Source organism: Candidatus Chloroploca mongolica (assembly GCF_004762035.2).
GTDB classification, from domain to species: domain Bacteria; phylum Chloroflexota; class Chloroflexia; order Chloroflexales; family Chloroflexaceae; genus Chloroploca; species Chloroploca mongolica.
In genome coordinates this window covers 1-21,657 of the sequence record NZ_SIJK02000005.1, presented here as the reverse complement: position 1 = coordinate 21,657, position 21,657 = coordinate 1, and the positions used below count along the sequence as shown (strand labels likewise).

Genomic DNA, 21,657 nt, shown 5'->3' with positions numbered 1-21,657 from the left:
CCCGCGCTCCCAGCCGCAACTATACAAAACTGTCACTTCTGTTTCGCCTGAATTTAGCGGGAAGTTACCTCACTCGCGTATGCTGTAGTCGTCCCCAGGGAACAGGCACAAGGCCTTGCGAAGGAACGTGTCATGTTGAGCACCAAGTGGCCCGCGGGCCAGTGATGCCGTGAGCAACCAGGGTGTTGCCCAGGCCCGCCCTTGTCACCCCGAACGGAGTAGCGAAGCATCTCTGCCATTGGGACGCCTGAGACCCTTCGCTTGCGCTCAGGGTGACAATACCGCGGGAAACGTACCTTATAGACTACCAAGAAGAAGGCGTCGTTCGTCGACGTACGGGAACTGATGCAGCAACTTTCGCGAACTATTTTGCGTAATTCCGCCGTGGGCTTGATCGCACAACTTGCGATCAAGTTTTTGTCGTTTGCCTTCACGGTGCTGATCATTCGCAATTTGGGGGCGACCGATTTTGGTCAGTATGCTGCGGTGATCGGTTTTGGCACGGTCTTTCTCTTCATCGCCGATCTCGGGCTGGCTCCGTATACAGTGCGCGAGGTGGCCCGGCTGCGCGATGCTCCCGATGGTCCCGAGCGCATCAGGGATCTCTATGCCGATGTGCTTGTGCTGCGCCTGATGCTGGCGGTTGTGGCCGGGATCTGTGTGGTGACTGCGGCCGTGTTGACCGGGCGCCCTGGCCTGATGATTGGCGCTATTGCGCTCAATTCGGTCACGGTGCTTATCTATGCGGTGCATGGCAGTAGCAGCGCCATTCTTGCCGGCTACGAGCGGCTTGATCTGACCGCTGGCGTGCAGGTGGTCAATCAGTTGATTTTTGTGGTGCTTGGGGGCTTTGCCCTCTGGCTTGGTTTCGGCTACTATGGCCTGATTTTCGCAACGATGGCCGGGGTCTTCGTGATGACGCTCTTGGTTGTCCGGGCCTTGAAGCCGCTTGGGATCAGGCTCGGGCGGATCAGTCGCGCGCGCTGGCTTTCGTTGTTGCGGGCGGCATTCCCTTTTGGCGTGATTGGCCTGACACTCGGCATTTCGTACCGTTTTGATACGGTGTTGCTCAATATCTTTAGCGGCGATACGCCTACCGGCCATTACAATGCCGCCTACAATCTGATCTTTGCCCTCGTCACGCTCTCGAATGTACTCAATACCGCGCTCTATCCGTCGCTCTCGCGGCAGGCGACGACGGCCCCCGAGACGTTGCCGCAGATCTACGAGCGGATGTTGCGCTATTTGATGCTGGTGGCCTTGCCAATTGCGGTTGGTGGTTATCTGTTGGCAGATCCCATTGTGGCGCTGCTCTTTGGGCCGGCGTATGCACCGGCGGCCCCGTTGCTGGCGGTGCTGATCTGGGCGGTGCCGCTGATGTTTTTATCCGAGTTTCTGGGGTATGTGGTCGTTATTGCCGGGCGCGAAGTCAAGGTGGCGCGGGCAATTATGATCAGTAGCAGCATCAATATTGTCGCAAACCTGGCCCTGATCCCGTTCTATGGTGTCGCCGCTGCGGCGATCATTACCGTTGTCACCGAGGTTGTCCTGGTGAGCCAGTATCTCTGGCTGTTGCGCGATATGCTTGGGCAGATGCAGTGGCGTGAACTGGTGCGTACGGTTGCCGCTGTCGGTGTGATGGGATTGCTCGTCTATGTTGGACGTGAGTGGCCGGTCGTCGTAACGATTTCGTTGGGCGCCCTCGTCTATAGTGGGCTGCTCCTTGCATTGCGGGTCGTAGGGCGTGAAGAAGCGATCTTTGTGCGTGGCTTGCTCGCCGCACGTCGTGCAGCGGCGGAACCACAGCAGGGGGCACTATGAAGGTCTTGCTTGCGGTTCACCACTTTCCGCCGCGCTACAGTGCCGGGGCCGAGCTCTACACCTTTCGGCTGGCCCGCTGGCTGCTTGAGCAGGGCCACGAGGCCGAGGTTGTCTGTATCGAGACGCTTGATGAAGAGCGGCCCGTCGGGGTGGAGGCAATTCAGGATACCTATGAAGGTGTTTCGGTCTGGCGTTTGCACCTCGGGCTGCGCAATGCACCGAGCAACTGGAGCTACGCAAACCCGATGGTGGCAGCGTGGGTTGCAGACTATATGCGCGCCGCACGGCCTGATCTACTGCACCTGCAGAGCGGCTATTTGATTGGTGCAGGTGTGCTTGAGGTGGCCCATCAACTCGGGGTGCCGAGCATTGTGACGCTGCATGACTACTGGTTCCTCTGTCCACGCATTACGCTGCTGCGCAGCGATGGCAAGGTCTGCACGACGCCACCAACCGACCCGGCTGAGTGTGCGTGGTGCTTGCAACAGGATCAACGGCGCTATCGCCTGACGGAACAACTGAGTGGTGGTGCCGCCGGACGTACCTGGATTGCCTTGAATGGCGAGGCGGGCCGCCACGAACAGGCGGCACGACGCGCCTATCTACGCAAGGCCCTCGGTCTGGCGAACCTGGTGATCGCTCCTTCACAATTTCTCGCCGGGATGTTTCGTGACCTGGTTGAGCCCTCGCGGCTTCAGGTTGTACGCCTTGGGATCAATACCAAAGACCTGGACTCCCCACCACCACCACAGGGCAATCCTTTGCAACTCGCCTATATCGGACAGATTGCGCAACACAAAGGCGTACATCTGATCATCGAGGCGTTGCGCCTGCTGCCTCAAGGTGAGCGCACGGTTCAGTTGCAGGTGTATGGCGATCTTGACCAGCATCCAACCTATACGCAGCGCCTGCGCAATCTGATGGCCAAAGATCCTCGGATCACCCTTGCCGGGCGTTTTGCGAACGGACGGATCGCCGAGGTACTGGCGACGGTTGATGCCCTCATTGTGCCCTCGATCTGGTACGAAAATAGCCCGCTGACCATCCTGGAAGCCCAGAGTGCCGGACGGCCTGTGCTCGCCTCGGCTTTTGGCGGCATGGCCGAACTTGTCCAGGATGAGGTCGACGGCTTGCACTTCCGCCCCGGTGAGGCGAAAGATCTGGCTCGCCAGATCAAGCGGCTCCGTGATGAGCCAGGGCTGCTCGCCCGGCTCGTGGCGGGGGTGCGCACGCCCACAAGCATTGATGAAGAACTGGATTGTCTGCTGGCAACCTACACACGCATCATCGCTCAGCACCAGCCAAATTTGTTCCCGGAGGCTGCATGATGAAACCAAGGGTTGCGCTTCTTGTGCTCTGCTATAACGGCATCGAAGATACGCTGGCGTGCCTGGAGTCGTTGCAACAGCTTACGTATCCCTGTGAGCGCTATACGATCGTGGTGCTCGACAATGCGTCGCAGGATGGTACGCCCGAGCGCGTGCAGGCGGCGTTTCCTGACGTCACCGTGATCGAGAACGGGGCGAATCTGGGCTTTGCCGCAGGCAATAATGTCGGTCTGCGCTATGCCCTGGATCATGGCTATGACTATGCGCTGCTGCTCAACAACGATACAGAGGTCGCCCCTGACTTCCTGAGTATTCTGGTTGCGGCGGCTGAGGCAAGTCCACGGGCCGGGGTGGTGGGGCCGACCATCTATTACCACGTCGACCCAGACCTGATCTGGTCGGCGGGTGGATGGATTGACTGGCAGCGTGGGATCGGCCTGATGGACGGTACCGGACAGCGCGACACAGGCCAGTATCCCGGATTGCGCCCGGTGGACTTCGTCACTGGCTGTGCGTTGCTGGTCAAGCGCAGGGTGCTTGAGCAGGCCGGGCTATTGGACGAACGCTTCTTTATGTACTACGAGGAGACTGAATGGTCCGTGCGGGTGGCCCGGGCGGGCTATGGCATCCTGCACGTACCAGCGGCGCAGGTCTGGCACAAAATCCCGCTCGATGCCCGCTTTGACCAGGAGTACCTGGCCTACTATATGACGCGCAATCGGCTGCTCTTTCTCCAGGCCATTGGGGCAAGACCAGACACCTGGCTGCACGCGCTGGTGCTGCAGGATCTGCGTACCTACGCCAGCCTTTGGCTGCGCCCGAAGTGGCGCACGCGCCGCGGACGGATCGGCATGGGCCTGGGTTGGCTGGACTTCTGGCGGGGGCGTTTTGGGCGGCTTGAGCATGCACTCTGAGGAGACTGGTTATGCGGATTGGCCTTGATGTACGCTATCTTTCCCATAGGCTTGTGGGCGGCGTGCATACCTATCTCAAACACCTGGTTCCTGCGCTGATCGAAGCAGGGCGTACGCATCATTTTGTGCTCTATGCGGATACCAAGGCTCCGTTTGAGTTGCAGCATTTGCCCGACCATGTGACGGTGCGCTATCTGCCGTATCGCGGGCCGCACTCGAGTCTCGTCAACGATCTCGTCAAGCTGCGGCGAGCGATGGCCCAGGATGCCCTGGACGTGGCGCATTTCCCGACGAACTATGGGTTTGGGCCAGCCGGTGTGGCAAGCGTCATCACGTTGCACGATGCGATCAATGTGATGCCCCTGCGCGAGATCATCGCCGGTCACGCCAAGAACCCGCGTACGATCGCCATGATGACCTACCTGCACCTGATGAGCAGCCAGGCGGTACGGGGCGCACACGGCATCCTGACCGTCTCGGAGCATGCGCGGCGTGCGATTCTGCACTATACGAGGCTTGCGCCTGCCCGGGTGGTTGCCATCCACCACGCCCCAACGCCCGATCTCCGGCGCATCACTGACCAGGCCGTGCTCGCCGAGGTGCAGGCGCGTCACGGCATCACGCGGCCCTATCTGCTTGCTGATGGCCTGAAGAATCCGGCGGTGCTGGTACGCGCGTGGCGTTTGCTGCCTGCCGCACTGCGTGAGCGCTACGAAATCGTCTTTTTTGCACGCCAACAACCCCTGCCGGTCGTGCAGGAAGCGGTTGAGGCCGGGTTTGCGCGGCTCTTGCTACGCCCATCCCGTGAAGACCTGATCGCCCTCTTTAGCGGCGCCTCGGCCTTTCTCTTTCCCTCGTGGATCGAAGGCTTCGGCATTCCGCTGCTCGAAGCAATGACCTGCGGCGCACCAGTGATCGCCTCGGATCGCGGCTCGATCCCCGAAGTCGCCGGCGACGCCGCCTTGATCGCCGACGCCGAAGATGAGCATGCGTTTGCCCGCCATATCGAGGCTGTGCTCACTGAACCAGCCGAAGCCGACCGGTTGCGCGAGCGCGGCTACCAGCGCATGCAAGCCTTCTCGTGGGCGAAGACCGCCGAACAGACGCTGGTGAGTTATCAGCGTTTTGTTGCCGCAACTGGACAGCACCGTCCGGGTGCAGCGGCAGACCTTGCGGTGCCACACCGTGATTGATTAGTTTGTGAATTAAGTTTTCCGACGATTTGACGCAAAGGCGCAAAGGCGCAAAGGGTGTTGAGGAACGTATCTGGACGCCAGGCGTACGATGGGTGGCTGTGCCAGAGGTGGGGCAGAACACTTATGTTCCAGACTATTGAAGGGGAGCGAACAGGCTGAATCATGCGTATACTAGCACTCTCAACCTGGTGGCCCGAACCTGCGGATAATGGCTCGCGGATGCGCATTATGCACCTGCTGCGCCACCTTGCCCGCACGCACGAGGTGCATCTGCTCGCCTTTACCCAGGGCGACACGACCGAGGTGTGTGCCGACGAGATTGCGGCCATCTGCGCGTCGTTTCAGGCAATGCCGCGACCCGGACGCCCGCTGACCCTGACCGATCGTGTGCAGAGCCTGGTCGTCACCGAGCCAGCCTCGGTACGGGCAACATGGAGTCAAGCGTTTGCCAGGGCGGTGCATACCACGGCAGACCGCATCCGACCTGACATCGTGCTCGCCTTCGAGATTGATGTCGCACCCTATGCCCTGCAGGTACGCGGCCTGCCAGTGGTGCTCGAACAACTCGAACTCGGCTATATGCTGGAACAGTTTCGCAGCTACCAGGATGTACAACGGCGGCTACGCTATGTGCTGACCGCCATCAAACACCGCCGCTATGTGGCGGGTTTGCTGCGCCAACTTGCGGCAGTCACCGTCGTCTCAGAGGGCGAAGCCAAGACCGTACGCCAGCTTGCCGGCAAACATCCACTCGAGCTTGCGGTTATTCCCAATGGGGCCGATGTGACAGGCTGCCGTGACTATACCTACCACCCCGATCCCGATACGCTCATCTATCCGGGGGCGCTCTCGTACAGTGCCAACCTCGATGCAATGCGCTATTTTCTCGAGGCGATCTTCCCAAAGATCCGCCAGGAACGCCCGCAGACGCTCCTGCGCATCACCGGGCGCACGACCCCCGAACAGCGAGCCGCGTTGCCCAACCTCGACGGCGTAGTGCTGACCGGATATGTCGAAGATATTCGCGCCCTCATTGCCCAGAGCAGTATCGAGGTTGTGCCGTTACGGGAAGGAGGCGGGACACGCCTCAAGATCCTTGAGGCGCTCGCCGTGGGGACACCGGTGGTGAGCACCAGCAAGGGCAGTGAAGGGCTAGCCCTCGTTGACGGCGAGCACCTGCTCATCGCCGATAGTACCGACGCTTTTGCGCGAGCGACCTTGCAGCTGCTCGAAGATGCATCGGCACGCGTACGCCTCAGCCAGGCCGGGCGACGGGCTGTCGCCACACACTATGATTGGCAGGTTCTTGCGCAACGACTCGAAGATCTGTTACAGACGATTGCAACCAGGGGGAGCTACCGCCATGCCATCACCACAGGCTGATGTCACGATTGTTATTGTCAACTGGAACACCCGCCAACTGCTGCTCGACTGTCTTGCGGCACTACCGGCGGCAACCGAGGGCATCAAAGCCGAGACCTGGGTAGTCGACAATGGCTCGGTTGATGGCAGCGTCGCCGACGTGCGGGCGGCGTTCCCCGAAGTCCAGATCATCGCCAACCGCGACAATCGGGGCTTTGCCACCGCCAACAACCAGGCCATCCGGGCGAGTGACGGGCGCCATGTCTTGCTGCTCAACAGCGACACCATTGCCCAACCCGCCTCGATCACTCGCCTCGTCCACTTTCTTGATGCCCACCCGGATGTTGGCATCGTCGGGTCGCGCCTGCTCAATGCCGACGGAACATTGCAGCGTTCATGGGCGCTCTTTCCCAATCTGCTAACCGAACTGGTCGGCAAAAAAGTACGCTTGCGCTGGCGCTACCCGACCAAAAATGGTACGATCGTGTATAGCACTGATTGGATTGACGGGGCGGTCTTGATGATCCGGCGCAGCATCCTCGGCCAGGTCGGGCTGATGGACGAGCGCTACTTTATGTATACGGAAGAGGTTGACTGGTGTTACCGCACCCGTCAGGCTGGCTGGAAGGTCTGCTACCTCCCCGCGTCTGAAGTGATCCATTTTGGCGGGCAGAGCAGCAAGCGCTCGGCGACCCGGATGAAAGCGGAACTCTACCTGAGCAAACTACGCTTTTTTGGCAAGCACTATGGCGACCTGGCCCGCACAACGCTTGGGGTCGGCTTGCAGACCATTTTTCTGGGCAAAGCGACGCTTGGGGGGGTCATCCTCCTGGCAACCGCAGCAAAACATCCAACCGGGCACGCCTTCGCCCGCGATGGCGCACTTCTATTGATGGCAGTGAAACGTCACACCTGGCGTCGTCCTGTCACCGAAGAGATCGCATAAACAATGCAACTGATCCGTGGCGATACCATTGGCTACCTGGGCTACCTGCTGCATCAGCTTCCCCGAACGGTAAAGATCGGGGGCGTGCTGCTCGGGTTGCTCGGCCTCACCGTGCTCATAGGACTGCTTGGCGGCTCGGGGCGCATCCTCCCGATGCTGGCGCTGGTAGCTTTGCCGTTCATGGCCGTAAGCTTTGGTGCCTCGGTGCGCTACTTTGATACCCTGGTCTTGGTCTTGCCCCTGACCGCGCTGCTGCTCCGGTTCATCGAATTGCCAACCGGAACCGAGAGCACGCTGCCAGCCAGTCTTGTGCTGACCCTCGGACTCGTTGCCATCTGGGGGCTAACAATGATCGTCCGGCGTGAATGGCAAGTGCCAGCGTCGCCCTTTACCTGGCCGTTGCTGATCTTTATGCTGATCTGCATCATCTCATTGCCCTGGGGCATCCTCTGGCGCGATCCGATCCTCAATATGCGCGTGATGGGAGGGAACTTCATCTTCACCCAGATCGGGTCACTCGTGACGATGATCAGCCTGATGTGTATTCCCTTTTTGGTCGGACGGTTTATTGATCAAGCTTGGAAGATTAAATTCTATCTAGTCTGTTTCATTGTTTGTGGCATATTAATGACGGTTACACAATTTTTCAGCATACGCCAGAACATCCTCAATGACCGTGGTAGTTGCGGTCTATGGTCTGTAGTCTCACTTTTTGTCATACTTACGACACAACAACTGCGTTGGTACTGGCGCTTGCTGATTATCACACTAATCGTATGGCATCTCTACGTTATGATGATCCTCAACTCAAGCTGGCTCTCGGGTTGGGTTCCAACTATTCTAGCCATAGCGATCATTCTCTGGATGCGTTCACGCTTAATATTTACTATTCTGATCGCAGTGACTATTAGCTTTACCTTTTTTGGATCAATTCGCCCTCAGATTGAACAAATGATCGCTGAAGAAATTGATGAGGGTGGGCTAGAACGGTTCGCGATTTGGGAACGAAACTTTGGTGTAATTTTTGATCACTGGTTCCTCGGCACTGGACCAGCTGGCTACTCGCCCTACAATATGACCTATTTTCCATGGGATGCCCGCTCAACCCACAATAATCATATGGATATCCTGGCGCAGTTTGGCTTTGTCGGGATGGCTGTCTGGATCTGGTTTACCGTGGCAAGTGTGCGCTATGGGTGGCGAGTGATGAGCAATGCCCCAGAAGGGCTACTGCGTATCACGGCGATGACTTCACTTAGTGGATGGATCGCTGCGCAGTTTTCAATGATCTTTGGTGATTGGATGTTACCGTTTGCCTATAATCAGGGCATTACAGGCTTCAGTTATATCGTTTATAACTGGATCTTCCTTGGTTTGATCATTAGTGTTGATCGCGTGAGTCAGCACGCCAAGCCCGTTGCACAGCAACATAGCGAAATAGTCAGACAAGGATGAAAACATTCTTTGTTGCACTTATAGCCCTGAGTCTTGTTGCGGTCATGCTGAGTCCGGTCGCGGCCCAGCGGAGTGCCTGGTCAACGCCGTTCGAACTGTCGCCGCCACGTCCAGCCGAGGATGATCCCAACGCACGCCGCTATGGCTCGTCGTGGTTCCCTGATATCGCGGTGAGCCCACCGGAAACCGTGCATGTTACCTGGTACAGCGGCATTGGCCTGAGTGAGCGCGACGGCGGCAGCCTCGATCTGCTGATGTACCGCGAACGACGTGATGGCGTCTGGTCGTCAATCAGCGAAGTACTGGCCCCCGGGACAGGTGGTTTTACGGTACGTAACCGGCTGACGGTGGCCCGTGATGGACGCTTGCATGCAATCTATCGAAGTACAACAAGTATTTTGCATACCAGTGCCCCCATCGCAGAAGCACGTAATGCACTAGTATGGAGTGATCCGGTACGCATCAGTGGTTTTGGCGCAGCCTATTATGTCGAAATAGCCAGCGATAGCCACGGTGTCCTGCACGCCTTCTGGTCAGAAGCGATCAGCGATGAACCAGGTCAACCGCCCAATCTGGTCTGTCCTAATTGTGCCGACCTCTTCTATCGCAATTCGCACGATGGCGGAGTCACCTGGAGCAGTCCGATGAATTTGTCGGACACGCCCAACGACGGCGAGAATCGGCCGCATGTTCAGATTGACCAATTTGATCGCATTCACGTGGTGTGGGATGAGGGCATTGACTGGTTCGCAGGGGCAGGGTTGGCACGCGCAGGGGTCTATCGGCGGTCGGATGATGGGGGGAAGAACTGGACCACGCCAACCTATGTTCGCTTGCCGGACAGTGGCGTCGCCCTGGCCGCGTATGAGCAGGCCGCCCGCCAACCAGCCGAGCGTTCACTCACGCCGGAACCGGCCACAGCCTCAGCGGCCCCGCTTGATGCCGTGCAACAGACCACGCTCGGGCTCGATGGCAGTGGCAATCCGGTGATCGTCTTTCGTGGCGTCGCTGTCAACCGCATCTATGCCCAATCTTCGCCTGATGGCGGCAATACGTGGACGCAGGCGGTCGAATTGCCCAACCTGCGTGCGCGGCCTTCCGATCTTGATATTTACCATATGGCAACCGACGGGGCAGGCAATGTCCATCTGTTGCTCGTCGCCTTTCGCCCCTTTGATGATCTCACGGATGTCTTTACCCCACCCGGGCTCTGGCATCTGACCTATAGCAACGGGCGCTGGGGGCAGCCAACCGAAATCGTGCGCAACGACCTCTATCCCGAATATCCAAAGCTGGCCGTGCTCAATGGCAACGAATTGCACGCGGTCTGGTTTACGCGCAATCGGGACGATCTTTTTGATAGCGAACGGGCACGCTATCGGGTGTGGCATAGCAGTCGGCCCCTTGGCGCACCGGCAACGACGCCCTTGCCGTTCTTTACACCGGTGCCAACGGCGATACCCGTCGTCGAAGCAGCCGTGAGCGAGACAACCCCGACCCCGACGCCCTTGCCGGCAGGCATCCAGCAAACACCACCCCTGGGCGAACGGCCACGTTGGGAGACAACAGGCTACGAGGCGATTGGCCTGGCGCTGCTCCCGGTGGTGTTGGTCTTTGGCTCGGTGATTGCGATGCGGGTGTGGATGCTGCGGCGCAGAAGATAACGGAGGCACAGATGTCAATCAATGAGCGCCCTTTGACGATATCAAGCACCAACCCGGCAAAGGTGCAAGCCAAGCGCTATGGCTGGGAATGGCGTCTTGTTGCGCTGATCACCCTCTTGATGGTGATACTCAGCCTTATTCCGACAATTTATGCGAATGTGACTGCGCCAGAAGATCGGTTTTTTACCGGGGTTATCTTTAATATTCCCGATCATAATCAGTACTTCGCCTGGATGCGCGATCTGCGGCACGAGCATCTGGCCCCTAATCGGTTGACCGCCGAGCCAAATGATCCGGCGTTGTTTCACCTGCTCTGGTGGAGCGCGGGACGGATCGGGGATTTTTTTGGGGTTGAATATTATGTCATCTTCACGCTCTTGCGCGTCGTTGCAACGGTCTTGCTGGTAAGCGTCGCATATGCCTTCTTGCGCATTGCCGTACCCGACGTGAAACAACGCTGGCTCGCGTTCCTCTTCTTCTGTTTTTCAGGTGGCGTCGGGTTTGTCTGGATCATCGTCAAGTATGCCCAGGATCTCCCCGATGCGCCTTTTCCGTTTGATATTTATACGTCAGAGGCGAATAGCTTCTTTCAGATCATGGCCTTTCCCCACTTTGCCATTGCCCTTGCCCTACTCATCGGCATGATCGGGTTGACGCTCTATGCGCAGCAGCGGCAACAGTTGCGTTATGCCGTTGCCGCCGGGCTGGTTGGCACGCTGATCGGGCTGCAACATGCCTATGATCTGCTGACCATCTACAGCGTGCTTGGCCTGTGGGGGATCTTGATCTGGTGGCGCGATCGCCGTTTTCCCGTTTTTCTCGGCAAGAGTGCCGCGATTATTGCGGTCTGTACGATTCCTCCGGCAGGCTACCTGGCGTACCTGGTGCTGAATGATGCGACCTGGGGCGGCAAACTTGCCCAGTTTGATAACGCCGGTGCCTGGACGCCGAATCTCTTGCATCTGCCGATCCTGATGGGCGTGCCGCTGCTGCTCGCACTGATCGCCTTTCGCCCACGGATGCTGCAGAGCCGCAACGATACCGAGCTCCTCGTCGCGATCTGGTTCCTGGTGCATTTTGTTTTGATCTATTTGCCACTCAAATTTCAGATCCATCTATTGCTTGGCTGGCAGATGCCGATCGCGATTCTGGCGGCTACGGCGATCTATACGCATGTCTGGCCCTGGTTACAGCAGCGCACCCCGCGCACGGCCCCCTTCTTGCTTGCAGCGATCCTGGGGTTGAGTGTGGCGACCAATGTCTATATCTGGACCTGGCGGCTCTATGATCTGACGCGCTACAGCGAACCATACTATCTCGCACAGAGCGAAGTCGCAGCTTTGCGCTGGCTCGAAGCCGCCACTACGCGTGATGATGTCGTGCTCGGCACGTTGATGATCAACCAGCACGTACCCGTCTGGACTGATGCGCGAGCGTTTCTGGCGCATTGGGCCGGCACCCTCGACTACTTTGAAAAAGTGCGCATGGCCGAGGTGGTGCTCGATCCGACGGCGCAACCTGCCGAGCGCGAGGCGATCCTGAACCAGTTTGCGGTAAGCTATGTCATTGCGCGTGAGCAGGATGTGCCCCGCGAGGCCTTGCTTGACGCCGCCCCCGAGCTCGAACTGGTCTTTGCCCAAAACGAGGTGAGCGTCTACCGTGTGGTGCTGGAACGGCAACCATGAGGAGTTGTCCTTTTCCTGGGAGCGAGGGCGTCCCGCCCTCGGGGTGCCTTCGAGGGCGGGACGCCCTCGCTCCCAGGGCTGCCTGCCACGTCACCTATGAACAGGTACCAAGATGGCTCGGTCTACTTCTCCTGGTTGTTATGCTGGTCGGCTGCACAGCACCAGCACAACAGAGCGAGCAGGCCCCTGCACCAACGCTTCTGCCGACCCCTCTGCCGACCGCAAGCGCCCAGGCACGGCGCGAGATCAGCTTCCCGGCTGCCGACGGCACCCTGCTGGCGGGCGAACTCGCTATGCCGGCAGGATTGCCGCCGTATCCACTGGTGGTTATTATTCACCACTCAGGTCCAGTAGACCGCACAGCCTATGCCTATATGGAACCACTCTTGCTTGCCAGGGGCTATGCCGTCTTCCGCTTTGACAAACGCGGCACCGGCGCAAGCGCAGGAACCTATGGCTGCTGCGAGAGCGACGATGCCCTGGCGGCCTATCAAGCGGCTACCAGTGCATCCGAAATAAACCAGGACTATATATTCATTGCCGCCCAGAGCATTGGCACGTACAATGTAGCTGAGCAATTCGCCGCGTACCATACTATCGCTCCCCCACGTGGCGTTGCTCTGCTCTCCAATCTCCTTGATCAAGCCATGATCGTTGCCATCGAGGCTCCGATCCATGTTATTGTTGCCGATAGCGAAGCCGAATTGAACCGGATCGGCCCCGAAGCCGTTGCCGCCCACCAGGCAGCCTTGCCCTACGGTGCCAGCCTCTATGTTGCGGAAGGTGCTGAACACACGCTGTTCGACATCACAACTGGCCCGCTTGATTGGGAAGATCCGGGATGGGCCGAGCGGTACCATCGTGGTGCCATGGCAAGCCTGCTTGCTTGGCTTGATCAGCAACGCGTCCCCCTCCGAGCATAGTCTGTAACCGATCATCCATATAGCAGTCCTATCTGGGTTATACACAGGAGTGCCGGCTTTAGTCGGCTAAAGCCGGCACTCCTCAGACACACATCGTCTAGGACTGCTATAGCATGCCAAGCTGGCATGGAAAGGAGCAGTAGTGATGAGTCGTAAGGGACACCTGATCTCATGGCCTTTGATTATCCTGAGCGTTATCCTGCTCGCGTTCATGCTCGCGGGCCTCTTCCGTAGCACCACCGAAGCGAATCAGACCAGCGTTCAAACACCGGCACCTGCCCAGGCCCGTCCTGCTGAAAGTGATGAACAGGTAGCAACGCTCCCTGACGCGTCCCTAGCTAACAGCGCCGGGTGGCATCAACTCGGCGGCAACGCGCAACGCACCCACTATGTTGACGCAGCGCTACCAACCAATACCAGCGGCAGCCAGCTCAACACAAGCTGGCGCGTGCTCTGGGTCTGGAACGGCGCAAATGGCGATAGCGGCCCGGCGGCAGGGCACCTGCATCTCCCTGATAGCGCCGCGCCCATTCTCGGTGACGGACGGCTCTATATTGGGCACAACGACGGGGCCGTGCGGGCGATCAATACAGCCAATGGCAGCGTCGCGTGGACACGCAACCTGGGGGGCAGCATCTTCAACACGGGCGCGTATGACGCGCTAACCGGGGCAGTCTTCTTTGGCTCAACCAACGGCAACCTCTACAAGCTGCGCGCCACCGACGGTACCATCCTGGGCGAATTTAACGCCGGTGCCGCGATTGAAGGGGCAGTGTTGCTGGTCAACGACAGCGTCTATGTTGGCACAATGGGCGGCAATCTCTACCGGATCAACACGGCAACGATGCAACAGACGTGGGTCTACAACGCGGGGGCAGGCATTGCCGCCTCGCCAGCCTACAGTGCCAATGGCAATGGGTTAATTATTGTGCCTGCCGAAGACCAGGCCGTCCATGCCATCCGCGTCGCTACAGGGGCACGGGCATGGCGCACACCCGTCACGGCCTTCGCCCGCCCGCCGCGCAACCTGACCTCTAGTCATCCACGGCCAGCACGCTACTTTCCCGACACCTACCCGGTCGTTGCCGAAGCAGCCAATGTCGTCATCATCCGCTCGTACTATGACTGGAATAACACCTGGGCCTTGAGTGCCGGCGCACCAGTCAACCAAAACGAAACGCGCCAGTATCTCCAGAACAACCCGAGCCATCAATCGTTGTTTGTGCTCAACCTCAGCGATGGCACGAGTCGCTTTGATCTGCCCGCTCCAGTCTTTGGGGGTGCCATTGGCAACGGCAATTACTATTACTCTTCACCACCACAGGCAGTGGTCAAACGCCTGGGTGACGGTACCGACGTCGCCTATCTCTTCTGGCGCAACCGCAATGCATGCCGGGTCTCGTTCTGTGATGGGCGTGAAGATACAACGATTGGCGAGATGGATCTTGCTACCGGCACGATACGCTTTGTCAATGACCACAAAAACCAGGGAACCATCAGGGTTCCCACGGACGAACAAGGTTCACTCTCAATGGTCGGCGATGTGCTCTTTCACTCGCACTGGATGTCGATGGGGGCGATCCGGATCACCAATCGCACCACTGGCGGCGGCAGTTTCGGCGATCCAATCCCGAGTGTCGAGTATCTTTCGGTGAGCAATACGATCGGAGCGGGACAATGTGCCTCACGTGACTCGGCACGACGCTTTTGTCCCGAGGAGCACACACCAGGTGATGGCGAAGGGTATCAACTTGATCGTGGCTTCTACCTCTATTACAGCAGTCAAAAAGTCTACGATCAGTATTTCGCCCCTTCGGCACGGGGACCCGCTTTTGACAACGGCGTGCTCTATTGGAAGAGCGTCGATGGTGCCATTATCGCGCTGGCACCCGTAGGAACCGAGCCGGCGACACCCACCCCAACCGGCTCACCCACCCCAACCAACACCACCGCGCCACCCACAGCCACCAGTACCAACTCACCAACACCAACCAACACCAACACTAGCGCCCCCACCAGTACCGGCACTGTCTCACCCACACCGACCGCCAGCAATACCAGCGTCCCGCCTACCCCCACCAGCGTCCCACCTACACCGACGGCCACCAACACCAGCGCCCCCACCAGTACCGGCACGATCACGCCCACCAGCACCAGTTCACCAACGCCCACCGCAACCCGAACGACACAACCCACGGTGACGCCTACCCCAACCAACAATCGCAACATCGTATGGATCCCCTTCGCTATGCGCTAAGGAATGGCGATCAAATAACTTATTGAGATAGTGGTGGAGTTCAGCGGATTTGCGGTATCTGGGCAAAGGATGTAATGCCACGCAAGTAAACTGCCAAGTGTGATTCAGGAGGAGCACAGCCATGACAGTCCATCCAGAAGCCAAGGATCCAGAAGCGATCTAGGATCTCTAGCTAGGATCTACCGGTATTTCACACGGCTCTAACACGAAACCGTGTGAAATACCTGCTCCTTTATCGCATTAGGGATCCATGCGCGTCATAGCACAAATATTTTAGTCCGGAAGATCCTGTAGAGCAGCGATCTATTCAGAAGCGAATGATGCGCAGGCTCTACTATTGTGCAGTTTTTTGGTCAAGTTAGTGACAGGATCACAAATCCTTGTGTTCTGTAATTTCTTGAGTTCCATCTGGTAACGAACACGAGAATAGATTCAAGAATTAACAAGTCCTTCACTCAGTCACACGGCGATCTTTATTGTACTTTTATAGCACCGAGATAGACTTATTTCACATATCGAACCTCAAAAAACTGCCTAGAGCTGATTTTTGAGGTTGTGGATAGATTTATCTGGATGTAATTTAATCTTAAATTTATTGGTGTAAAATGAATTCAAAATATACTAAATTTTCGATCAATGATCTTAATCGAGAAAACAATTTAGATTTTTTACGTTTTATTTTTGCCACACTCGTAATTTTTTCACATAGTTATCCATTACGGTATGGTGAAGAAATAGGCAATGCAATTGAACCGTTCTCAGTATTAACAAATGGTCAAATTACAGGAGGAAAAATTGCTGTTGCATATTTTTTTATTATTAGTGGATTTTTAATTACACAAAGCTGGCTTAAAAATAAGCGATTAGATAATTATATTATACGACGATTTTTACGAATCTATCCTGGCTTCATTGCTATGTCTATTTTCTGCTTAGTGATTGTATCCCCAATAGCAACAGGAGATCGCAATCAATGGCTCGCTGAGATCAATCCATTTCAATTTATTGTCCACCAAGCTCTTCTATATTTTCCCGGGAATCAGTATGTGTTTGCCACAAATCCGATTCCAGGTGCCATAAATGGATCTGCCTGGACAATTCGCTATGAATTCTGGTGCTACATATTTCTTGCAGCACTAGGTATTATCGGGCTCTTAAAACAGCGACTCTTGATGCTGGGTTTGTTCGTGTTTTGGCTTTTTATGCTGGCGGGTTGGTCAGCGACTGGCGGAGTTAGTATTGAACTATTTGAAAATAATTATGCTAAGATGATATTTGGCGAACTAAATCACCACATTGAATTTATTGGCTTCTTTCTAGCTGGATCAATGTTTTTTTTATACCGAGATAAAATTCTGTTTTCAGCAAAGCTGTTTATACTATCAATTTTAGTTCTTATTGCTCTCTCTGCCTTAGGAATAGGTCTTATATTCGGTCTTATGACATTTGGAGCCTATGTTGTCTTTTATCTAGGTTTCTTTCCAACAAAGCGCTTAAGCCGCTTTGCTTCAAAAGGTGATTTTTCATACGGTATCTATCTCTACGCATTTCCAATTCAACAATTGATAGTGTTGTTCCTAGGAACCAGTCTTTCACCTTTGTCAATCAGCTTGCTGGCCCTTCCACCAACTCTGGCACTTGCTTTTCTAAGTTGGCACATAGTAGAACTTCCCTGCCTGAAGCTAAAGGATCGCTTGCAACAATTAACTAGCTTTACACCCAATAATAGCGCAGCCCATAAGCAATCTATATGTGATAAAGAGCTACAAGGCTGATCCTTAATATGCCCTTCCTTTAAGCGATTAGGATAATCTGATCCTGATCATCAACACCAAGAAAAAGTGGTCATCGGTGACTTCTCCCAGGCTGGCTTTCTCTCTGCCAAGGAAGCGATTGAGATTTTTGATGAAGAATTCAACATCTTTTACACAAAGAAAGTCGTTCTTTATTTCATCTATGATGTGGAGGTAAACACGACGTGTATCAATTTGGGTTCTAATCACGACACCAGTAAATTCGCCTGTGATATTCTGCGCCACTGGTGGTATCGTCACGGACAACACCAGTATCCAGATGCCACCTCAATCCTGATGTTGTGTGATGGTGGGGACAGCAACAGCGCTCACCACGGATCAACCTGCAACTCTATGTTTCGCAAACCTGGTAGCGAGACTCTGCAGGAGAGTACATGACAGCTCCGAGGTGGTTCGCAACCCGTCTGCACCGACTGATCGTGACTGGTGCCGTGCTCTTGATAGGCCTGACCATGGCGAGCTATTGGCGACTCACTTCGGCGTCAACCTATGCACAAAGCAACTCTGCGTTACGCCTCTACGGCAGCAGCACCACTGATCTTGATCGCGTCAAGATCCCTCTTGGTCTGCTTGACAACGAGGGACGCATGACGACATCATTTCCAGTGAATCTCGATAACGATTTTACCATTGAATTTTGGGTCAAAGCAGAAGCAAGCAATAATACCGCCGCAGACTGTACTGGTCAGGGCTGGTACTATGGCAACATCATCATTGACCGGGATGTTTTTGGGGCGGATCTGCCTGATTACGGCCTTGCGCTCTGTGCCGGGCGGCTTGTTTTTGGCGTGAATACCGGCAACAATGATCGCTTGCTCGTGGGGAACACCCTTGTCGCCACCAATGAATGGCGGCATCTCGCCGTGACGCGCAACGCAGCCACGGGGAGCATGGCGATCTTTGTTGATGGGCAACTTGATGCCACGATGGATGGACCAACTGGATCACTTGCCTACCCTCTGAACCGCGCAACAGCCTGGCCCAACAGCGACCCCTACTTGGTCTTTGGGGCCGAAAAACACGACTACCCTGGGAGCCTCCACTACAACGGGTTGCTTGACGATGTGCGCATCTCGAACAGCGTGCGCTACACCGCAACGTTCATTCGTCCGATTGAACCACACCCGGTCGATACGCAGACGGTGGCCCTCTACCGCTTCGATGAAGGCGCTGGCACGACGATCAACGATACCGCGACAGGTAATGCCAGCCCTGGCGTCTTGCGCCCCCGCAGTGGGGGTGTAGCCCAGCACTGGTCAAGCGACACGCCTTTCGTGACGATCCCGGAACCATCGCAAACACCGGTACCTCCAGCCACTAATACGACTGTGCCCACCAGCACCAGCACCGTCCTCCCAACGGCGACGAGTACCGCCGTACCGACGGCAACGAGCACCGCCCTGCCCACCAACACCACCGCGCCACCCACAGCCACCAGCACCAGGACACCCACACCCACAGCCACCAACACCAGCGCCCCCACCAGTACCGGCACTGTCTCACCCACACCCACAGCCACCAACACCAGGACACCCACAGCCACCAGCACCAACTCACCAACCCCAACAACCACCAACACCAGTGCCCCCACCAGTACCGGCACTGTCTCACCCACACCAACCGCCAGCAATACCAGCGTCCCGCCTACCCCCACCAACACCAGCGTCCCACCCACACCGACGGCCACCACCACCAGCGCCCCCACCAGTACCGGCACAATCACGCCCACCAGCACCAGTTCACCAACGCCGACCGCCACCCGAACGACACAACCCACGGTGACGCCAACCCCAACCCGCCAACGCAACATCGTATGGCTTCCCTTTGCTGCGCGGTAAGCATGTTTGGCGGCGTAACCTCCAGAAAACGCTGGTGCGGTCAAACCAGGCGGACTGGGTTCGCCTGGTTTGACCACACCTCAGCGTGATCCTAAACGACATGACATCCAGACCGCTAGGGCATTTAGCCCGATGTTACACAGGTCTGCTAAGGTCAACCTACAACTATTCCTGCGCAAACCTGGTAGCGAGACTATGCAGGAGAGTACATGACAGCTCCGAGGTGGTTCGCAACCCGTCTGCACCGACTGATCGTGACTGGTGCCGTGCTCTTGATAGGCCTGACCATGGCGAGCTATTGGCGACTCACTTCGGCGTCAACCTATGCACAAAGCAACTCTGCGTTACGCCTCTACGGCAGCAGCACCACTGATCTTGATCGCGTCAAGATCCCTCTTGGTCTGCTTGACAACGAGGGACGCATGACGACATCATTTCCAGTGAATCTCGATAACGATTTTACCATTGAATTTTGGGTCAAAGCAGAAGCAAGCAATAATACCGCCGCAGACTGTACTGGTCAGGGCTGGTACTATGGCAACATCATCATTGACCGGGATGTTTTTGGGGCGGATCTGCCTGATTACGGCCTTGCGCTCTGTGCCGGGCGGCTTGTTTTTGGCGTGAATACCGGCAACAATGATCGCTTGCTCGTGGGGAACACCCTTGTCGCCACCAATGAATGGCGGCATCTCGCCGTGACGCGCAACGCAGCCACGGGGAGCATGGCGATCTTTGTTGATGGGCAACTTGATGCCACGATGGATGGACCAACTGGATCACTTGCCTACCCTCTGAACCGCGCAACAGCCTGGCCCAACAGCGACCCCTACTTGGTCTTTGGGGCCGAAAAACACGACTACCCTGGGAGCCTCCACTACAACGGGTTGCTTGACGATGTGCGCATCTCGAACAGCGTGCGCTACACCGCAACGTTCATTCGTCCGATTGAACCACACCCGGTCGATACGCAGACGGTGGCCCTCTACCGCTTCGATGAAGGCGCTGGCACGACGATCAACGATACCGCGACAGGTAATGCCAGCCCTGGCATCTTGCGCCCTCGCAGCGGGGGTGCAGCCCAGCACTGGTCAAGCGACACGCCTTTCGTGACGATCCCGGAACCATCGCACACACCGGTACCTCCAGCCACTAATACGACTGTGCCCACCAGCACCAGCACCGCCCTACCGACGGCGACGAGTACCGCCCTACCAACCAACACCAGCACCGTCGTACCGACGGCAACGAGCACCGCCCTTCCCACCGCACCACCCACAGCCACCAGCACCAGCACCGCCCTACCGACGGCGACGAGTACCGCCCTTCCCACGCATACCAGCACCGTCGTACCGACGGCAACGAGCACCGCCCTTCCCACCGCACCACCCACAGCCACCAGCACCAACACCGCTGTGCCGACCAACACCAACACCAGCACCACTGTACCAACGGCGACGAATACCGCCGCCCCAACCACCACAAACACACCGGTCCCAACCAGCACCAACACCGCTGTGCCGACCAACACCAGCACCACTGTACCAACGGCGACGAATACCGCCGCCCCAACCACCACAAACACACCGGTCCCAACCAGCACCAACACCGCTGTGCCGACCAACACCAGCACCACTGTACCAACGGCGACGAGCACCGCCGTGCCCACCACTACCGCTCTTCCCACCAATACCAGCACCATCGTACCGACGGCAACGAGCACCGCCGCCCCAACCACCACCGCCGCGCCAACTACCACGAACACCGCCGTGCCCACCACCACCGCTGTACCAACGGCGACGAGTACCACCACGCCAACCAGCACCGGCACCACCACCGCCCTGCCCACCAATACCAGCACCATCGTACCGACGGCGACGAACACCGCCGCGCCTACCACCACCGCCGTACCAACGGCGACGAGTACCGCCGCCCCGACCAATACCAGCACCGCCACGCCTACCAGCACCGGCACCACCACCATCGTACCGACGGCAACGAGCACCGCCGACCCAACCAGCACCGCCGCGCCAACCACTACCGCTCTTCCCACCAATACCAGCACCATCGTACCGACGAATACCAGCACCGCCGCGCCAACCAACACCGCCGTACCAACGGCGACGAATACCGCCGCCCCAACCAGCACCGGCACCACCACCACCGTGCCCACGAGTACCAGCACCGCCGTACCGACGAATACCAGCACCATCGTACCAACGGCGACGAGTACCACCACGCCAACCAGCACCGGCACCACCACCGCCCTGCCCACCAATACCAGCACCATCGTACCGACGGCGACGAACACCGCCGCCCCAACCAGCACCGGCACCACCACCACCGTGCCCACGAGTACCAGCACCGCTGTGCCAACGGCGACGAGCACCGCCGCGCCAACCACTACCGCTCTTCCCACCAATACCAGCACCATCGTACCGACGGCAACGAGCA

General features: G+C 57.3%; 15 protein-coding genes. All 15 read left to right on the top strand.

The genetic code is table 11. The features are described 5' to 3' along the window. Nucleotides 1-345 precede the first annotated feature (345 nt). Nucleotides 346-1,821, top strand: coding sequence for a flippase (locus EYB53_RS04125; RefSeq protein WP_135476961.1), 1,476 nt, complete (start codon nt 346-348; stop codon nt 1,819-1,821). Further along, nucleotides 1,818-3,149 (top strand): glycosyltransferase family 4 protein, encoded by a 1,332-nt coding sequence (locus EYB53_RS04120; RefSeq protein WP_135476960.1) that lies wholly within the window; start codon nt 1,818-1,820, stop codon nt 3,147-3,149. The genes EYB53_RS04125 and EYB53_RS04120 overlap by 4 nt, the downstream gene beginning before the upstream one ends. Continuing rightward, nucleotides 3,146-4,063 (top strand): glycosyltransferase family 2 protein, encoded by a 918-nt coding sequence (locus tag EYB53_RS04115; protein ID WP_254150878.1) that lies wholly within the window; start codon nt 3,146-3,148, stop codon nt 4,061-4,063. The genes EYB53_RS04120 and EYB53_RS04115 overlap by 4 nt, the downstream gene beginning before the upstream one ends. 11 nt (nt 4,064-4,074) lie before the next feature. Beyond that, nucleotides 4,075-5,256, top strand: coding sequence for a glycosyltransferase family 4 protein (locus EYB53_RS04110; RefSeq protein ID WP_135476959.1), 1,182 nt, complete (start codon nt 4,075-4,077; stop codon nt 5,254-5,256). 165 nt (nt 5,257-5,421) lie between these two features. Further along, nucleotides 5,422-6,642, top strand: a complete 1,221-nt coding sequence (locus EYB53_RS04105; protein WP_135476958.1) for a glycosyltransferase family 4 protein — start codon at nt 5,422-5,424, stop codon at nt 6,640-6,642. Further along, nucleotides 6,623-7,567, top strand: a complete 945-nt coding sequence (locus EYB53_RS04100; RefSeq protein ID WP_135476957.1) for a glycosyltransferase family 2 protein — start codon at nt 6,623-6,625, stop codon at nt 7,565-7,567. Before EYB53_RS04105 ends, EYB53_RS04100 begins: the two co-directional genes overlap by 20 nt. 3 nt (nt 7,568-7,570) lie before the next feature. Beyond that, complete coding sequence (locus EYB53_RS04095; RefSeq protein ID WP_135476956.1) at nt 7,571-9,022, top strand: O-antigen ligase family protein; 1,452 nt, start codon at nt 7,571-7,573, stop codon at nt 9,020-9,022. Continuing rightward, nucleotides 9,019-10,686: a sialidase family protein gene (locus tag EYB53_RS04090; RefSeq protein ID WP_135476955.1), complete on the top strand. Its 1,668-nt coding sequence runs from the start codon at nt 9,019-9,021 to the stop codon at nt 10,684-10,686. Before EYB53_RS04095 ends, EYB53_RS04090 begins: the two co-directional genes overlap by 4 nt. A gap of 11 nt (nt 10,687-10,697) precedes the next feature. After that, the gene (locus tag EYB53_RS04085; protein WP_135476954.1) at nt 10,698-12,371 is read left to right on the top strand and encodes a hypothetical protein; all 1,674 of its coding nucleotides are present in this window, start codon (nt 10,698-10,700) and stop codon (nt 12,369-12,371) included. Nucleotides 12,372-12,511: 140 nt separating this feature from the next. After that, nucleotides 12,512-13,294, top strand: a complete 783-nt coding sequence (locus EYB53_RS04080; RefSeq protein ID WP_135476953.1) for an alpha/beta hydrolase family protein — start codon at nt 12,512-12,514, stop codon at nt 13,292-13,294. Nucleotides 13,295-13,439: 145 nt separating this feature from the next. Next, complete coding sequence (locus tag EYB53_RS04075) at nt 13,440-15,551, top strand: outer membrane protein assembly factor BamB family protein (RefSeq protein ID WP_135476952.1); 2,112 nt, start codon at nt 13,440-13,442, stop codon at nt 15,549-15,551. A 605-nt stretch (nt 15,552-16,156) separates the two neighbouring features. Further along, a complete protein-coding gene (locus EYB53_RS04070; RefSeq protein ID WP_135476951.1) occupies nt 16,157-17,326 on the top strand; it encodes an acyltransferase family protein in 1,170 nt (389 codons plus the stop codon). Nucleotides 17,327-17,392: 66 nt separating this feature from the next. Then, the gene (locus tag EYB53_RS04065; protein WP_135476950.1) at nt 17,393-17,743 is read left to right on the top strand and encodes an ISAzo13-like element transposase-related protein; all 351 of its coding nucleotides are present in this window, start codon (nt 17,393-17,395) and stop codon (nt 17,741-17,743) included. Beyond that, complete coding sequence (locus EYB53_RS26015; protein ID WP_256439658.1) at nt 17,740-19,203, top strand: LamG domain-containing protein; 1,464 nt, start codon at nt 17,740-17,742, stop codon at nt 19,201-19,203. Before EYB53_RS04065 ends, EYB53_RS26015 begins: the two co-directional genes overlap by 4 nt. A gap of 209 nt (nt 19,204-19,412) precedes the next feature. Beyond that, nucleotides 19,413-21,657, top strand: a 2,245-nt coding sequence (locus EYB53_RS26010) for a LamG-like jellyroll fold domain-containing protein (RefSeq protein ID WP_135476949.1), incomplete at its 3' end; no start/stop codon positions are given.

Coding starts and splice junctions, on each gene's coding strand:
- EYB53_RS26015 (WP_256439658.1), top strand. CDS start 17,740: ATGACAGCTCCGAGGTGGTTCGCAACCCGTCTGCACCGACTGATCGTG.
- EYB53_RS04100 (WP_135476957.1), top strand. CDS start 6,623: ATGCCATCACCACAGGCTGATGTCACGATTGTTATTGTCAACTGGAAC.
- EYB53_RS04070 (WP_135476951.1), top strand. CDS start 16,157: ATGAATTCAAAATATACTAAATTTTCGATCAATGATCTTAATCGAGAA.
- EYB53_RS04085 (WP_135476954.1), top strand. CDS start 10,698: ATGTCAATCAATGAGCGCCCTTTGACGATATCAAGCACCAACCCGGCA.
- EYB53_RS04105 (WP_135476958.1), top strand. CDS start 5,422: ATGCGTATACTAGCACTCTCAACCTGGTGGCCCGAACCTGCGGATAAT.
- EYB53_RS04120 (WP_135476960.1), top strand. CDS start 1,818: ATGAAGGTCTTGCTTGCGGTTCACCACTTTCCGCCGCGCTACAGTGCC.
- EYB53_RS04090 (WP_135476955.1), top strand. CDS start 9,019: ATGAAAACATTCTTTGTTGCACTTATAGCCCTGAGTCTTGTTGCGGTC.
- EYB53_RS04110 (WP_135476959.1), top strand. CDS start 4,075: ATGCGGATTGGCCTTGATGTACGCTATCTTTCCCATAGGCTTGTGGGC.
- EYB53_RS04125 (WP_135476961.1), top strand. CDS start 346: ATGCAGCAACTTTCGCGAACTATTTTGCGTAATTCCGCCGTGGGCTTG.
- EYB53_RS04075 (WP_135476952.1), top strand. CDS start 13,440: ATGAGTCGTAAGGGACACCTGATCTCATGGCCTTTGATTATCCTGAGC.
- EYB53_RS04080 (WP_135476953.1), top strand. CDS start 12,512: ATGCTGGTCGGCTGCACAGCACCAGCACAACAGAGCGAGCAGGCCCCT.
- EYB53_RS04095 (WP_135476956.1), top strand. CDS start 7,571: ATGCAACTGATCCGTGGCGATACCATTGGCTACCTGGGCTACCTGCTG.
- EYB53_RS04115 (WP_254150878.1), top strand. CDS start 3,146: ATGATGAAACCAAGGGTTGCGCTTCTTGTGCTCTGCTATAACGGCATC.